We start from the raw sequence: 16,268 nt of genomic DNA, 5'->3' as shown, positions 1-16,268 counted from the left end.
GCAATCGCATGGAGATAGATAAAGCTCGACAACGGAAAGCGCGCCATTATGCCCGGCAAAAATTGGTATTCTCTCTGTTGGATCTTGTTCTGCTTCTCACCTGCCTGACGCTTACGATAGCAACGGGACTTGATAAGCTACTGCGAGATCAGCTTTATATGGCCGTGCTCTGGGCTCCTATCCTGACCTGGCATCCTTTTCCCGGCTACTACCCGGCACAACTGGTAGCCTATTTCGCCATTGCGTTCTGTGGCTATTGTTGCCTCAGTCTGCCGCTCGCCTATCTGCGATATCGTCTCTCATTTCGCTATGGACTTGCGCTCATCGATGGCTCAACCTGGCTGCATGATACAGGCAAGAACCTCCTACTTAACTTCGCACTCCAGGCAGGAGCACTGCTGCTCACCTATGGCCTGCTGGCAAGTCAACCACACTGGTGGTGGCTCTGGCTTGCGCTGCTCCTCCTGCTCTTCTCGATTATCATGACCAATCTGGCCCCGGTCCTGATCTTTCCTCTGTTCTATCGCTTCAAGCCTCTGCCTGAAGGAGAGCTGAACCAGCGGCTGCTTGAACTGGCCCGCCGCACTGCGACACGGGTACAGGGTATCTTCACGATTCAACTCAGCCATCGGACGACAGCGGCCACCGCAGCTCTCATGGGTTTGGGCAACACCAGACGCATCGTTCTGGGCGATACCATGACAGACCGCTACACGATTGATGAAATCGAGGTAGTGCTTGCGCATGAAATCGGGCACCATGTCCACAATCACATCTGGAAAATGCTCTTCAGCCAGGGGGTATTGACGCTCGCAGGCCTCTCGCTGACGCACCTCTTCCTGCGCTGGCTGATGGACAATCAAAACATGTACTTCTCCCTGACAGATCCGGCCACCATTCCACTCTTTGCCCTGCTTGTCGTGAGCTTTCATGTGCTGATCATGCCGATTCGGAACACTCTGAGCCGCCATATGGAATATCAGGCCGATGAGTACGCCCTTCAGGTTACACAAAAGGTAGATGCCTTCAAAAGCGTCATGCGCCGTCTGGCAAGCCAGAACCTTACCGAGATCGTGCCCGCACCCCTCGTCGAGTTCTGGCTGTATTCCCATCCTGCCGTACACCGCCGTCTCAGGCATGCGGACGAGTTCGCGGAACGGCTCCTCTCCTCATCCTATGCCAGCGCCTCTTTCAAGTCCTGCAACAGGGCAGCCACCTCATCAACCGGGCCCTCTGGCATGGTTAACAGTGGCTCATCAACACCCCATTCAGCCCACTGATCGAGCCGTGCCACCACTTCCCGGGGCGTCCCGACCAGTGCCACCGCATCAAGCAAACGCGGAGACACAGCGGCGATAGCCGACTTTATGCCCTTCTGCCAGCCATCGATAATCGCCTGCACCTCCGCCTCAAAGCCATTTCGGCGCAGCATATCAGCATAGTAGGTGCCCATCTTGCCAACATAGTAGGCCAGGGGCATTGCAGCCGCGCTACGTGCCTCCTGACGTCGTTCCTCTGAAACGTTTTCTGGCAAGAGCGCCGTCGTAATATAGGGTGCGATCATCGCGCTATGTGGCACTCGTCCGGCTTTTCGTGCCCCCTCATCCAGCAGCGCCCGGAGGTCGCCCCACTTAGTGCACGGCCAGTAGATCGGCATCACTCCATCCGCGATCTCACCCGTCTGGATAATGTTCTTCGGTCCCATCGCGGCAACATAGATCGGCAGATCACTCCGAGGCGGCGTGAAGCGGAGCTTGAACCCGCGCTCAAGTTTAAAGAAGGTGCCATGATAAATCAGCTTCTCGCCCCGCAGGATCATCCGAATAATCTCGATATATTCGCGGGTACGCTGTAACGGTTTCTCAAAGCGCACGCCGTGCCAGTGCTCAATGACATTCGCTCCCGAGGGGCCCAGACCAAGCAGGAAACGCCCGCCAGAGCGCTCATCCAGCGTTGCCGCACTACTCGCCAGCACGGCAGGACTGCGCGAGTAGATATTCGCGATACCGGCCCCGATCTTAATTCTCTGTGTAGCACGCACAAGATCAGCCAGCGAGGTAAAGAGTTCATACCCCCAGGATTCCCCGAGCCAGACAGAGTCAAAGCCCAGTTCATCCGCGATTCGTACTTTCTCTACAACATCGTTCCAGGCAGCGGGAAAATTCGGAGAGTCAGCAACAAAGCCGACGCGATACTGCCTCCTTGCAGCGTGTGTCTCAGACATGCGAAACATCCACCCTTCTTTGTTGATTCATATCTTGCTAATATAGTAGCATAAAGGCATGAAGAACAAACCAAAAAGCAGGAGAGATTCTTTGACGCAACACCTGACAGCATACACAATCAGCGAGCTGGCGCCCCTGATTGAGCAAGGCGAGGTACGCTCTCTGGAGGTCACACAGGCCTACCTGGAACGGATCACTACCTATGACCCCTTGCTTGTCAGCTACGCCACCGTGACAGAACAGCTTGCACTGCGTATGGCACAACAGGCCGACGACCTGCAAGCGAACGGCACCTATACAGGCCCCCTGCACGGCATTCCTCTGGGCCTGAAAGATCTCTTTGATGTGCAAGGCGTTCCCACAACAGCCTGTTCTCCGGCACTGCTCGACAATATCGCGCAGGAAGATGCGACCGTCGTTCAAAAGCTCAAAGCCGGAACCGCGGTCCTGCTGGGAAAGCAGACAATGGGCGAATGGGCAATGAAAGCCGATAATTCCAACCCGCTTTCTGGCACCTGTCGCAATCCCTGGAATACAGACTGCGACCCGGGCGGCTCTTCGGGTGGCTCGGCGGTCGCGGTTGCCGCGGGATTGGCTGCTGCCTCTCTGGGCACCGATTCGGGCGGCTCCACGCGTATTCCCGCCGCGTTCTGTGGCATTGTTGGCTTCAAACCCACTCTCGGGCGCATAAGCAACCGGGGCGTTATCCCGTTAAGCTGGAGCCTGGATACCGCGGGCCTGTTCACCCGCTCGGTTGAAGATGCTGCACTACTCTTGCAGCAACTTGCAGGCTTCGATCCGCAGGATCCATACACAAGCAACATGCCCGTACCCGACTACCGCTCCACCCTCAAAAACGGGGTCAGAGGGTGGAACATCGCCTTTGCCCGCGCCCCATTCCTCAACGAGGATGAGCAACTTCAACCCGACATCGCCGAGGCATTCGAGCAGGCACTTCACGTCTTCGAGCGTCTGGGAGCCCGACTGCACGAGGTCGAACCACCGGCTGACAGCCGTGTGCGGAGCCTCAACGGACTGCTTCTGACATGTGACGCTGCCGCCTATCACTATGAACGCCTGCAAAAACAACCGGAAGCCTACAGCGACTCAGTGCGGGAGAGCCTGACCTACGGTGCTGCAATTGCCAGTATCGAATATGCTCGCGCCCGCCATGAACAGACCCGGATCCGCCGCTCTATGCAGCGCTTCTTTGCGGACTATGACCTGCTGCTGACTCCCACCACGCCCGTTGTTTCGCCCCCACTGGCCGAAACCCAGGCAGAGAAGGAGCAACGCGCCGGATTGAACTGCTTCACGGCAGCCTGGAACCTGACCGGATTGCCCGCACTGACACTACCCTGTGGCTTCAGCAAGACTGGCCTCCCGATAGGTCTGCAAATTGTCGGCAATGCCTGGAATGAACCGCGTATCCTCTGCGCCGCAACAGCCTATGAACAGGCCTGCGAGTGGAGCGCCCAACAACCTGCCCTTCACCTACCCACAACACAAGAGGAGGAGCAATAGATGTACCTTGAACTGACACCGGATGAGCTTCTAACTACCACGCGCACTGTTCGGAAGCGGCTCGACTTTTCGCGTCCGGTCGAACCGGAGGTCATTCGCCAGTGCATTGAAATCGCGATTCAGGCTCCAACCGGAAGCAATCGGCAGAGCTGGCACTTTATGGTAGTCACTGACGCAGAAAAGCGCAAAGGACTTGCGGAACTCTATCGTAAATCGTTCAATATCTATATCAAGCAAGCTCAAAAGGCAATGAGCACCCTGCCTTCTGAAAGACTTGCTACACAGCAGCGCATCGCGCAATCTTCGATCTACTTGAGCGAGCACTTCCATGAGGTTCCGGTAATGGTGCTTCCGTGCTTTGAAGGCCGAACCGATACCCTTCCAGCAGAGGGCCAGGCTGCGATGTGGGGATCTATCCTGCCGGCAACCTGGAGCTTTATGCTTGCTGCTCGCGCTCGGGGCCTCGGTACCGCCTGGACAACGCTTCACTTGCGCTATGAACGCGAAGCTGCCGAGCTCCTCGGGATTCCCTATGAGCGGGTTCAGCAGGCCGCGCTCCTGCCCATTGCCTACACCATTGGCACCAACTTTCAACCAGCCAAACGCGAGAACGTTGAGAAACTGATCCACTGGGACCAGTGGTAAAATGGAGAGGGTGGCTCTCAGCACAACGAGAGTCACCCTCTTCTCTCTATCCTTCAACGATGATGGTGATGGTGGTGATGTTCTTCTGGTCGCTCTTCCCCTTCCGGGGGCAACCGCTCACCAAGCCAGACGCGTAGCACATTAGGTCGTTCCAGCTCACGCATGCCCAACCCATACCCCACACCTTGCAAGCGCAGTGAGGGGCGTTCAAAGGTCGCCAGCGCGGCCAGGATAGCGGCTCCGGTCGGCGTCACCAGTTCTGTCCGCAACGTATCGGGAACAGTCGGTGCGCCCGCCTCGGCAAGCAGGTTCAGCGTCGCAGGCGCCGGCAGCGGCAACCAGCCATGAGCAGCCTGAATCCAGCCAGAGCCGAGAGGCAGAGGGCTCGCGAACACCTCATCAATCTCCAGCAGTTCCAGCCCGATCGCAGTACCCACAATGTCAATGATTGCATCCAGAGCCCCGACCTCATGAAAATGAACCTCATCAGGCGAGAGGCCATGCACCTTTGCTTCAGCATCAGCAAGCAACCGAAAGATATGCATACTCTGTGCCTTAACGCGCTCGGAAAGGGTGCTTGACTCAATAATCAACCGAATATCCGCCAGATGCCGATGATGGTGCTGCTCAGGTGCATCAACCAGCGCCCGCGTCCCGGAAATATACCCGCGCATCTCCTGGCGTGCCGCGATCTTCCAGCCAGAGAGATTCAGTTTCGCCAGTTCTCTCCGCAGCTCATCCAGCGACAGGCCAAGATCCAACAACGCCCCCAGGGTCATATCTCCACTGATACCAGAAAAACAGTCAAAATAAAGCGCTTTTGTCATCTTCTTTTCCTCAGCCAGAAACTGCATCTTCTTGCAGCACCATTCTACAGCAGCCAGACAGAAAAAACTACCACTCAGCCGCCTCTTTCCTGCATCCAAACAGAATTGCACAACCAACCGCGCCCGACAGCAGTGCAGCAATCAGAATGCCAAGCTTGGCCTCCGCAATATGGACCTCCTGCCCCGCGCCAAAGGCCAGATCACTGACGAAGAGGGACATAGTAAAGCCAATTCCACCAAGCCAGCTCGCGCCATAAATATGCCGCCACGAGACGCGCTCTGGAAGCTCGGAGACGCCCAGTTTCACCACGAGCCAGGAGAACAGCGTAATCCCGATTTGCTTGCCACAGACAAGCCCCAGGACAACCCCCAGGCACACAGGGCTGACAATGTTGCTCAACACATTCCCCTCAAGATGAATACCTGCATTCGAGAGCGCAAACAGGGGCATAATCAAGAAATTGACCCACGGATGCAGACCACGTTCCAGCCGTTGCAGGGGAGCCTGAATCTTCTCACAGACCACCTCAAGCGCCTGCGTTGCCGCCTGTTGCTCATCACTCATCGCCAGGCCAACCTGACCGGGATCGCAGCTCTCGAACTCATCCAGCAATTCGCGCCCGGTCCTGACAAAATCATGTCCATCAATAAAGGCGCGGGCGGGAATCGTCATCGCCAGCAACACCCCGCTCAGTGTGGCATGGATGCCAGAGCGCAACAACGCCAGCCAGAGGCAGACACCCAACCCGAGATAGACAAAGCGCCACCGAATCCCGAGCATATTCGCTGTAATCAGGCTCATCAGGAACAGCGCCGCAAGCCCAAGCGCAAGCAGATCAATCCCGGTATTGTAGAACAACGCGATCACCAGAACCGCGCCGAGGTCGTCGGCAATCGCAAAAGCTGCCAGAAATACCTTGAGCCCGACAGGGATACGGCTTCCGAGCAGCGCCAGGGCCCCGAGTGCAAAGGCAATATCGGTCGCCATCGAGATACCCCATCCACTATGAGCGCTGGTGTTGAAATTGAATACAAGAAAAATCAAGGCCGGAAAGATCATACCGCCCAGGGCAGCAATCACAGGCAGGGCCGATTTTCGTAACGACGAGAGCTCCCCTACCAGCACTTCACGCTTGATTTCCAGCCCGACTTGAAAGAAGAAGAGCGTCATAAGGCCATCATTGATCCAGAAATGGAGTGCTTCATCCAGCGCAAAAGGTCCGATCCCGAGCATAACATGTGTCTGCCAGAGTGCGTCATAAAGCGGCCCAAATGGCGAATTGACCCAGATTAGAGCAAGCGCGGTGCAGCAGAGCAGGATGACTCCTCCTGTGACTTCCGCATCAAAAAACGCCTGAAATGGGCGCAAGAGCAGCCTGGCAATACGATTCTGTGCAGGTTTCCTCACCTGCTCCTGGATATTCATATGTTCCACCACCAACAAAAAGAGATATTACTGAACATATCGATCTATCCCCGGTCCAGATATGATTATGGGCACACCGGGGCTTCGTTTGAGCAGCATAGATAAGAAAGCAGGCCACCGCAGCAGCGATCAGGAAGAAACGGGACAACCGATGAGAAGAAAAAGAGGATCTCGGCAATAAGAGCAGGTGGCCACGGGAGCAATCACATCTGGCTCCGGCTCAACAGGCATCCTGAGCGACTATGACCTTCCCTGTTTTCCGCTTCGCATTCTCTTAGCAGGTACCTCCATTCATTATCAGCACAAAGTGGGACCCAAAAGCAACCTTTACACCGCATAAAAAAAGCAGGCGTCCCGTATACGCCCGCTTGGAGAGATGAACGAGGTCTTATTGTACTTCGATGGTAAATGGAAGATCCATAATATACATGGCGCACATCTTACCGGGCCGACAGATCGCCCGCGCCGTAAAGTCAAGCTCGATCTTTCCTGTATCCCTGGCCACAAAGCGCCAGATACAGGCCTTATTCTCAGAGGCAGCAAAGCCAGCAGGCTGCTGAATTTCCAGAATGGTTGGTGTAGCGGTCGGCCCAAGCCAGCGCTGCCCGAACGGGAGATCAAATTCGATAATATTGCCTTTATGCACAACAATGGTCTTCCCAATATCGCTTCTCTTCACAATGACATCCGCCTTTGATGGCACGGTCTTCATCGTGATATCGCTAGGGCAGCCGTTTGTAAGCGCGTTCTTGTCTCCCTTATCGGGAGCAGGCGTGGTAGCAGGAGGGGTTGCGGTCGGGCTTCCCTGTGCTGGCTGTCCCCCCGTGGTTGGCCTTGAACCACATGCCGTAACAAGTACCAGAACCAACACCAGAGAAAGCACCAGCAGCCAGTGTGTCAGATACGGTATTGATTTGAGCTTCTGCATCATAGCTCTCCTTCTTCAAAAGATACTCCTTCTCGCTCACCTCCATCCTCTGCACCAATAAGCCTTCACAGACAAGACGTTCTGCTTGCTCAAAAAGTTCCCGTTTCACTCATGTAGGGATTGGGCCACAAAACGCCATGGATAGTAAGCGAGGAAGAAGCGCCTCTGTATACCATATTCAGGCGGGAGAGCCGATTGTAGCCAACATAATCAGCAGTTCTTCTGTATCCTGCAAGAAGCGACGCGCCGGGAGTACCTGATGAGCCAGCCCCAGATGCAACGCCTCACGGGCTGAAAGCGTTTTGCCGCTCTGCCCGAGAAAGGTTGTCTGCTCCTGACCAATCAGAGAGGGTAAATAGGTCGTGACCGCCGAGGGAAACACCTGTGCATTGGGCGCGGGAAGCCTGAACCGAGCATCCTCACGTGCAATAATCGTCTCGCACAAAGACGCGATCTCACAGCCGGGACCAAAGGCGTTCCCTTTAATCAATGCCACGGTGGGAATCTTTTTCTGCCGCACAGTTGAGAACATCACGTCCGTCTCCCGGGCAGCATGCAATAGCTTTGAACGTTGCTTTTCGGAGGGGAGGTCAACGCCAGAGCAGAAAGCCTGCTCACCAATACCGGATAGTACGATCAGGCGTGGGGACAGGCGCAGCGCTTTTTGCAGAGCCGCTGTACATTGTACCAGCATCTCTGTCGTCAGGAGATTTAACGGTGGATTATCGAGAATGATCCACCAGACATCCTTCTGCACTCGCGTTCGTATCTCAGCCATAACCGCTCTCTGACCCTGCACCCTCATTGCTCATCTTTGTCTCTACCAGCAACTATTATATCATCCAGAGCCCACAAATGGGACTCTGGATGACATTCAAGAGGTGCGCAAAGAGAGGATAGCTCAACTTCTGCTGCTAGCGCCCGCTGAAATTCCCCTTGCGTTTCTCTACATAGGCGGCAATGCCTTCCTTTGCATCCTCGCTCTGGAAACAAAGCTGTTGGAGTTCGCGTTCAAGTGCCAACCCCTCGGCCAGCGTGACTTCAGCTCCGGACTGCACCGAACGCTTGATACGCCCAACTGTACGGGCTGCTTTATGCGGCGGACAGAACGATCGGGCATAGTCAAGCACCTGTTCCCAATAGTGTTCGGACTCATAGATATAATTGATCAGGCCGAGTTCAAGCGCCTCTTCAAAGCTCATCAGCTTGCCTTCAGCCATATATTCAATGGCCTTGTTTTTGGGCAGGGCACGGGCCATTCGCTGTGTGCCGCCGGTTCCCGGCAACACGCCAAGATTCACTTCAGGTAGGCCAATTTTCCCGGCATTGCGCCGCGCAATACGAATATCGCAGGCAAGCGCGATTTCCAGACCACCGCCAACCGTATGGCCATTCAGTGCCGCGATTACCAGTTTCGGCGTCTGCTCCAGACGGACCAACGTCTCATTTGCATGCAGACAGAAATAATACTTATACGCGGGCGTGACCTCGTTCAGCATGGAAATATCGGCCCCGGCACAGAAGAACTTCTCGCCAGCGCCCCGCAGCAGCAGCACATGCACCTGTTCATCAAAACGAGCGCGCAGGATAGCCGCATCAAGCTGGCTCATCATCTCGTAGCTATATGTATTTGCGGGAGCATTGGATAGCTCGATAATCGCAACCCCATCGGTCACATTATAGTTGACCAGTGTCCGTTCAGTCTGTGTCGTCATTGCTCTTCTTCCTTTCGTGCGACATACTCATCAAGCACCGTGTCATCTTTGACGCGCTCAAACGGTGTACGACAGGAACGACAATAGTATTGCACGGTCAACAGTTGTTGCCCGAACAATGAAAACAGCTCTGTCTCAGTGGAGCCACAAAAAGGACAGGTTACCTCGGATTGCTCACTCATCAGCGATCCCCCTGAAAGCGCCGCTCCTCCTGCTTCCAGCATGCCCAGGGCAAGGGCCGCACGGGAAGCCAGCGCTGTATGCGCTCCTCAAACCGGATCGGGACTTCGATCTCTGTCGCTTGCAGTACGGGTAACAGCTTCCGCAGATAGCGGTCACGCAGTTCATCAGGTGTAGCCTCGACCATGCCATCCTGAACGAGTTGCAGCATCACCGCATCATCAGATGGGCCGAACCAGCACAGCGTTTCATCCCAGAGACGTTCTAGCGAGGCAATCAACACCTCTCGCACCGCGCCACCGGCCCGGGCCAGACGCCGCACCCAGCCATCCGCGTGCATCGCATGAATGCGCTCTTCCTGCACAATCTTGCGAGAGCGGGCGCGGAGTGCATCATAGTTTGAGTTCTGTGCTGCCTCAAAGAAGGTCGTCAGGGCAGTATCGAGCAGAAAATTCGTCGCCACAAAATCGCACCAGCCCTGAAACTCCTGATCGAGATAGGCCAGGTGATAGCGCAGTGTGCGCGTCTCGGGCTCGACCTGTTCGGGCATCGTTTCGGCCTGCGCGAAGTGACCAAGTAAAGGATAGAGCGTCCGGGCATGGCCGAGCTCATCCTGCGTCATAGCCGCAGCCGCAACCGCCGCTTCCAGAGCCGGAGCGCCATTACACCAGTAGGCATAGCGCCGCCCAATCGCTTGCTTGTTATCGGCAAGCGACGACAGAATAGCAAATAAAGCCGCATGATTGATACGAGATATTGTACTCATGCGAAAGATCCGCCTCACTTTTCACGATGCAATGACGGTAACAATGCTCTCACGAGGAACCAGTACCATTTCAACCCAGGAAAACTCATCATAGATACTGCGAGCATAGACTTTTGCCAGCTCAACATCATCGGCCATCACATTGCCAATCTCATGTAGCGGCTCCTCATATTTGCGCCGGGCATACACACACCAGACCTGCGACTCATTGAGCGCTTCGCGGCGTGCAGGCGCTTGCGAGCGGATTGTGCTTGTACTCATGCAGATATACCCCAGGAGCGCATGATCTCAACGCCCTCTTCACTCAAACGTGCCTTTGTCCAGATGGGGTCCCAAACGACCTCAATCTGTACCTCTTTGACCCCGGGCTCACGCAACAGGCGTTCTCGCACATCCTCAAGAATGAACTCCGTTGCCGGGCAGCCCATCGCAGTAAAGGTCAGCTTGAGGTTAACCACCCCATCTTGCTGACTGATTGCCACGATCAGCCCCATATCAACGACGCTTACAGGGATCTCCGGGTCCATCACCTCACGGAGCGCGTCCCAGAGAGCCGGGCACGACGTGTGATCGCGTGGATAGTCCTTGAGAGATGGATAGTGTGCAGGCATCGTTATTTCTGCTCCAACAGGCGCAGCATCTCTTTCTTGCCGCGCTGTATCATACCAACAAACTCCTCATTCTTTGGGCCCCGTGCTTTCCAGCGTTTCATGACATCGTCCCAGGAACAGGACTCTTCCCAGCGCTTCTTCTCCGCGTTGAAATAGGCCGGGAAAGGACACTCGAGGACATATTTTCCCTGCTCCTCATCATAATGGGCTGGAATCTGAAGCTGAAGCTCGTTACAGAGCGGCACAGCCGTTGACATCCAGATCTGGCGTAGTTCGTCATTGCTGTGTCCCTTAAAGCCATAGTTCAATTGCTCGGTGTGCTTCTTCAGGTCATCGGGCAGGCCAAACCATTCCACCGTCAGCAAGAACATCCAGTCCACCGCCTGCTGAAGGAGTGCATGTCCCTCTGCATCTTTATTCAGGCGACGCATCCACTGCTCACCGTGGCGCAGGTGGAAGGTCTCCTCCTTATCAACTTTCAGCAGGGCACGTTTCCAGGGGCCAAAGGTGGTACTCTGGAAGACATCGCTCAACAGGACGAAGCCAGCCCGATCATAGAACGCGTTGGCAACCACCAGTTCAACCCAGCTTTCCAGAGGCACATCAAACGCATAGGGGTACTTAAATTTCGCTGGCTCACGCTCAAAAATCAGTTGCTCGGTGTCCACGCCCAGGTCACGCAGCAGCCGATAGGCAATATGAGCATGGCCGAGTTCATCCTGAATAATAGAAATGGCGGAACCAAAGGCATTTAACGAGGGTGCATGCACAGCGGCATGATAATACGCAGGAGAGCTAATCAGCTCGGTGTCAGCAGAGACGGTCAGAATGCGCTTGATCCCTTCCAGATACACCGGGCTCATATGCTCAAGGGATTCGACCAGTTGTTGTTTACGAAGCCGTTGCTGCAAAGCCTCCTCGCTTTGCAAAGCCGGGGTCTGCGTCACCATCGCCAGACTCCTTTACTCAAACGGGCCCCCTCCAGATGAGGGAGGCCAGAGACGTCGCAAGCGTCACTTTCAGCATACCTGTTCACACAAAACGAAGTGTCATATCTCCATATGGACATATCAATTGTATGCCGCAGAGCAGGGGAAAGTCAAGCTGATAGGTCAGATAGCCTGACAGGAAAAAAAGCTGTTCAACAGCAAAAGTGCCCCGAACGTTTACGGACAAAAAAAACAACCCGGCTGGATACCGGGTTGCCATCAGGTGGTAGGTTATGCGCGTTTCTCTTGATCCGTATTGCCAAATGCCTGCTAGATTCCCATAATCTTGTAAATGTAGGCTCGGGTTTCTCCGGGGAGACATCCCATCCAGCCCGAACCGCAGGCATTCAAAACTGTCTGTAAGTTGCCACTGCCATAGTTATAAGCGGCAAGCGCTTTCGCGTAATCGCCATACGTCTTATAGAGGCTCGACATCATTCGTGCCGCAGCATAGAGCGCCTGTTCAGGATTCCAGGGATCGATTCCCAGGCTGGCAGCCGTATCAGGCATGAACTGAGCGATGCCCATCGCCCCAACCGGCGACATGGCGTTCGGATTAAAGCCAGTCTCAGCATCAATCTGCTTCACGAAGTACTCTTCGGGGATGCCCGCCGCCCGAGCAGCAGCGCGAGCCATCGCAACATAATCGCCATCAGGAACATTGGCCGGTGGCTTCTCCTGATTTGTCCTGACCGGTACGCCACTGTTGCCTATCGTATTCCAGTTCTGCTGGCGCTGCAACCATTCTGCGATGGAACCCGAAAAGGGAGTCGTCTTCTGACCGGTGCCCACAGGAGAGAACGAAACCAGCGTTGCAATAAAGAAGCAGAACAGCATAATCGCCACAATCGAAAAGCGAACACGTGCAGGCAAAGGCTGGCGCTGCACTGTCGTGTTCTGGCGCTTCTTCTTTGAGCCGGGAATAACCACAGCCTGCCGATTCTGGGGTAGCACAAGACCGTCGGTCAACGGCCCGGTCAGCACATACATCTGTCCAGTGGTGGGCTGATATGGTGTCGGCAGTAACTGCCCTGTTGGTGTTTTTGTCGTACTAAGCTGGCCTGTTGGGACACGAACCGGATTTGAGGCGCTGGCAATCGGGCTAAATTCAAACGCTTCCGTTGTCCCTGCTTTTCCCCCGACGAATGAGGGCGAAGATGGCAGATGCGGACCGGAAAGAGGAGGAGGCGACGGCTTCTCCTCAACCTGAAACGGCACACGTGAACGGAACTGGGACATATCCTACCTCAAACAACTCTCTTTACTATCATCATTGACATTAGCTGCTTCCTGTCGATACAACCATAAGCCCCCCTGCGCCAGCAGCTACCATTTCATGTCTGAGAATAACCAAAGAAACACGGAGGCGTCAACGTTTTGTGCCGAATAGGGGCGAAAAGTAATGTAAAAATGATCTATCTTAACCGATTCTTACCAATCAAAGCGGATTTCATCGGGCTGATACAGCAGAGGTATTCTGCCGGTCTCAACATGAGAAGGGCCACAGCGAGTGTAGCCCTTCTCATGCGCATTGCTCTCGTTAGCGCATGCTCGTCTTGATACGCTTGCCAGGTACGGATTTCTGTTTTCGTTTCGTTGCTGTTTCTTTTGATGCTTTTGAGGCACGTCGTCGTTTTTCCATCCGCCGCGACAGGCGAGCCGGAAGATAGGGCTCCATCGCATGCAGCGCGTTCAGATAGATCTGTTTCTGCTCCTGCACAGTATCGTAGTGCTTCAGCCGCGGAACCGGAGCCAGCATATCACGGGGAGAGTACAGAAAATGGTCGGCCTGCGCCAGCCAGTGAGCCAGTTCCAGCAACTCAGGCTTCTCGGTCAGCTTCGCCACTCCATAGAGGGAGTGCATCAGATAAAACAACTGCTGGGACGCCCTGGTGTCCGGGAGAAAGTCGCGTGCTGACGGATACACAGAAAGGGGAAGATAATACGCCTGCGTCTGATATTGCTCAATGAGCTCACTGGCGGTACAGGTGACAATATTTCGACGCGCAAGCTGTTCTGGTAGGGCGCGTAGAAACGAGAGAATACCGCTATCAATGCTCTGCCTGATACCAAATACCTCAAAATCCCACCCCAGCACCACCAGATCACCCGGCGTACGCGCGATCCATTCGGCATACGTGTCGGCATACAGCGGGAACTCAGACCAGTCCTGGTTTGAGAAACGGACCGCAACATCATCGCTCAAAGCCTGATGACGACAGAGCAGATAGGGAGCAGCAGGCGTTGCCTGGCGTATCTTCTTCGGGGTCACCGGAGGAAGGGTATAGGTGCCCTCATCCCCGTTGCGATAAAGATAGGTTGCCTGTCGCCAGCCAAGCATTGCGGAACTGCCATCAACAAACACCCCCTGAAAGCCAGCCTCATCCAGAGCATCATAGAGCGGGGCCGACATGCACAGCGAGGTGGTATCAGTAACTCGTGGACGCTTGCCAAAAACAGTATACAGCTCATCAGACATGCGCTGCATCTCCTTGACAAAAGCAGGCAGGTCCAGCAAGAAGAGATAGCTATAGCAGGGCTCCACCCCGATTAACTCTACATTGGGTTCCGCAATCAATTCGCGGAAGAGCTCCAGAAGCGCGGGTTCCCAGACCTGCGCCTGTTGCACAAAAGAGAGGGGAACCCCCATGCAGAGTTTCAACCCCTCGTTCCGCACCAGTTCAAGGAACACCTGTGCAGCCGGATAGTAGCACTCGCGCGCGACCTGATGAAAACACTGCTCATTCAGGCGCTCATCAAAGAGGCAGCGCGCAATATCCTCACTCGATGCCCCATACGGAATTGGTTGCGCCGGAAACTTCAAGCGGCGTGGTTGATGCACAACAGTATAAATCGCCAGATTCGCAACCATACAACGGCCCTCACAAACTAAGCGGTTGGTTTACCCGCCACCTTCTCCCGTTCAACAACAGTGGACGAAGCGCCATGCTGCCCATTGGCCGGAGCCTGCTCTTCCAACTGGCGAGGTGATAGAATGATATTCTGTTTTCGTGCCAGAAACTCTAATTTTCCGAACAGGTTCTCAAGCACGCGCTCCCACAAGAACTGCTGCGCGGTTCGATAGCCCTCCCTGCGCATACGCTCCTGCTCATTCGGGTGTCGCTGCAAGTACAGCAGGTAGCCCACGATCTCATCAGGATCATCTGTCTCGATCACAATCGCATTCTCAAAGGAGACCGCGTAATCTTCGCCGGTACATCCCGTCACCGCGATCCCCTTCGCGGCCATCACTTCCAACGCGACCAGGCCGAACGGCTCATGACCGCTATTCGCCAGCGTCGCATCAGCCGAGGCATAAATTGAGCGGACGAAAGCTTCAGGCAAGAAGAAGCGTAGATTATAGATGTCAGCGGTTCCCGCCCCTTCCAGCAGATCGAGGCATTCGTTCACCGTCGAGGGACGGCGGGGCGCAACCACATCACGAATGACCAACCCGCGCCGATAGGCATGCGAGAAGACCTCGGCGCCATGTGGCTCAATGCCGCCACGAACCAGCAGCGTCACAGGATAGCCGCTCTCTTTCAGACGGGCGACCGCCTCAACGGCCATCATCCAGCGCTTATCAGGGTCAAAACGCCCGATTTTAAAGAGAAACAGCCGGTTCGGGTCCCCCTGACGGGCAAAGCGGCGTAAACGCGTTATAGCGTCCTGATCGACGGGTTCCATGTGCCGTGAGGGAATACCATTCGGGATTACCAGCGGATTGACACCCAGATCCCACATTTTATGCTTCATATATTTGCTGACAGTGCAGAGGGTTGAGACAAAATTGAGCCGGGCCCAATCCACCCGGTGCAGCGACATGAGACTGTTGAGGTTCCAGAGCAAGAGAACTTTCTGACGCAAACCGAACCAATGGAGCAGATCAGACGTTCTGCACATGACCTCGGCGGTGTGCCAATCCTCGCCCATAATCACTACCATCTTACCCTCGGCAACAGCCGGGCGCACAATCTCTTCATAGATATGGTAGGGAACACTCTCATTATAATCGTAGAGCTTTTGTTCCTCTCCATCATACACGCCATTTGGATAGTACTTGCTGATCCACTGAGACCAGCGCTTGAGAATCAGGCGACCTTCTACCCGGGTTTCGATGCCGGGCTTATCGGGATCACCGATAAAGAGCAGGTGGGTCGTATATCCCTGTACCGCCAGCGCCTCACTGAGTTCAGTAATGCGTGTGCCGAGTCCCCCGGCGGTTGAATAAACATCCGGCCCCTCAAAACACAGGAGCACAAACAGCGTGTTTTCAGGCGTAATTGCACCTTCTAATTTTAACATAAGCAGATAGTCCTTTGATCTACAGGTGAGGGAAGAGGTTGTTGCTCTTGTTCACCATTGAACGTCCGGCCCCAGAAACCATATATTGCAGCGAGCCTGAAAATCGACAGCGCAAAGACCTGCAATC

Annotated in this window: 17 protein-coding genes; 3 read left to right on the top strand and 14 right to left on the bottom strand. The window is 54.9% G+C overall.

Annotation, left to right across the window (positions count from 1 at the left end):
- Positions 1-8: 8 nt before the first annotated feature.
- The gene (locus EI42_RS18890) at positions 9-1,280 is read left to right on the top strand and encodes a M48 family metallopeptidase (RefSeq protein WP_111324191.1); all 1,272 of its coding nucleotides are present in this window, start codon (positions 9-11) and stop codon (positions 1,278-1,280) included.
- Here EI42_RS18890 and EI42_RS18885 read toward each other — a convergent pair.
- A complete protein-coding gene (locus EI42_RS18885; protein WP_170142748.1) occupies positions 1,175-2,224 on the bottom strand; it encodes an LLM class flavin-dependent oxidoreductase in 1,050 nt (349 codons plus the stop codon). The two genes, EI42_RS18890 and EI42_RS18885, sit on opposite strands and share 106 nt — an antisense overlap.
- 91 nt (positions 2,225-2,315) lie before the next feature.
- Here EI42_RS18885 and EI42_RS18880 point away from each other — a divergent pair, with 91 nt between their 5' ends.
- Together EI42_RS18880 and EI42_RS18875 are read left to right on the top strand one after the other, a co-directional pair.
- A complete protein-coding gene (locus EI42_RS18880; protein WP_170142747.1) occupies positions 2,316-3,749 on the top strand; it encodes an amidase in 1,434 nt (477 codons plus the stop codon).
- Positions 3,750-4,394, top strand: a complete 645-nt coding sequence (locus EI42_RS18875) for a nitroreductase family protein (protein WP_111324188.1) — start codon at positions 3,750-3,752, stop codon at positions 4,392-4,394.
- 53 nt (positions 4,395-4,447) lie between these two features.
- On the opposite strand, the gene larC is transcribed toward EI42_RS18875, so the two are convergent.
- From larC to EI42_RS18810, 13 genes are all read right to left on the bottom strand, one after another.
- Positions 4,448-5,221: a nickel pincer cofactor biosynthesis protein LarC gene (gene larC, locus EI42_RS18870; protein WP_111324220.1), complete on the bottom strand. Its 774-nt coding sequence runs from the start codon at positions 5,219-5,221 to the stop codon at positions 4,448-4,450.
- Between the two features lie 67 nt (positions 5,222-5,288).
- Complete coding sequence (gene nhaA, locus EI42_RS18865) at positions 5,289-6,647, bottom strand: Na+/H+ antiporter NhaA (protein ID WP_111324187.1); 1,359 nt, start codon at positions 6,645-6,647, stop codon at positions 5,289-5,291.
- Between the two features lie 388 nt (positions 6,648-7,035).
- Entirely contained in the window at positions 7,036-7,578 is a 543-nt protein-coding gene (locus EI42_RS18860) for a hypothetical protein (protein WP_137686128.1), read from the bottom strand.
- Positions 7,579-7,753: 175 nt separating this feature from the next.
- Complete coding sequence (locus tag EI42_RS18855; RefSeq protein ID WP_170142746.1) at positions 7,754-8,353, bottom strand: enoyl-CoA hydratase/isomerase family protein; 600 nt, start codon at positions 8,351-8,353, stop codon at positions 7,754-7,756.
- A gap of 136 nt (positions 8,354-8,489) precedes the next feature.
- Positions 8,490-9,290, bottom strand: coding sequence for an enoyl-CoA hydratase/isomerase family protein (locus EI42_RS18850; protein ID WP_111324184.1), 801 nt, complete (start codon positions 9,288-9,290; stop codon positions 8,490-8,492).
- Positions 9,287-9,472: a PaaD-like zinc ribbon domain-containing protein gene (locus tag EI42_RS18845; RefSeq protein ID WP_174843901.1), complete on the bottom strand. Its 186-nt coding sequence runs from the start codon at positions 9,470-9,472 to the stop codon at positions 9,287-9,289. The genes EI42_RS18850 and EI42_RS18845 overlap by 4 nt, the downstream gene beginning before the upstream one ends.
- A complete protein-coding gene (locus EI42_RS18840; RefSeq protein ID WP_111324183.1) occupies positions 9,472-10,236 on the bottom strand; it encodes a Phenylacetic acid catabolic protein in 765 nt (254 codons plus the stop codon). The genes EI42_RS18845 and EI42_RS18840 overlap by 1 nt, the downstream gene beginning before the upstream one ends.
- Before the next feature lie 21 nt (positions 10,237-10,257).
- The gene (locus EI42_RS18835) at positions 10,258-10,497 is read right to left on the bottom strand and encodes a hypothetical protein (protein WP_111324182.1); all 240 of its coding nucleotides are present in this window, start codon (positions 10,495-10,497) and stop codon (positions 10,258-10,260) included.
- Positions 10,494-10,847: a metal-sulfur cluster assembly factor gene (locus EI42_RS18830; protein ID WP_111324181.1), complete on the bottom strand. Its 354-nt coding sequence runs from the start codon at positions 10,845-10,847 to the stop codon at positions 10,494-10,496. The genes EI42_RS18835 and EI42_RS18830 overlap by 4 nt, the downstream gene beginning before the upstream one ends.
- Positions 10,848-10,849: 2 nt before the next feature.
- On the bottom strand, positions 10,850-11,797 hold the full coding sequence (locus tag EI42_RS18825; RefSeq protein ID WP_111324180.1) for a Phenylacetic acid catabolic protein: 948 nt from the start codon (positions 11,795-11,797) through the stop codon (positions 10,850-10,852).
- A gap of 309 nt (positions 11,798-12,106) precedes the next feature.
- Positions 12,107-13,075 carry a lytic transglycosylase domain-containing protein gene (locus EI42_RS18820; RefSeq protein WP_111324179.1) on the bottom strand — a complete coding sequence of 323 codons (969 nt, stop codon included), beginning with the start codon at positions 13,073-13,075 and terminating at the stop codon, positions 12,107-12,109.
- Between the two features lie 301 nt (positions 13,076-13,376).
- Positions 13,377-14,708 (bottom strand): polysaccharide deacetylase family protein, encoded by a 1,332-nt coding sequence (locus EI42_RS18815; protein ID WP_111324178.1) that lies wholly within the window; start codon positions 14,706-14,708, stop codon positions 13,377-13,379.
- A 17-nt stretch (positions 14,709-14,725) separates the two neighbouring features.
- On the bottom strand, positions 14,726-16,141 hold the full coding sequence (locus EI42_RS18810; protein WP_111324177.1) for a glycosyltransferase family 4 protein: 1,416 nt from the start codon (positions 16,139-16,141) through the stop codon (positions 14,726-14,728).
- Between the last annotated feature and the right edge of the window lie 127 nt (positions 16,142-16,268).

This window comes from Thermosporothrix hazakensis, from assembly GCF_003253565.1.
Classification (GTDB): Bacteria; Chloroflexota; Ktedonobacteria; order Ktedonobacterales; family Ktedonobacteraceae; genus Thermosporothrix; species Thermosporothrix hazakensis.
The sequence above is the reverse complement of the archived record's forward strand: the minus strand, read 5'-3'. Positions and strand labels throughout refer to the sequence as shown.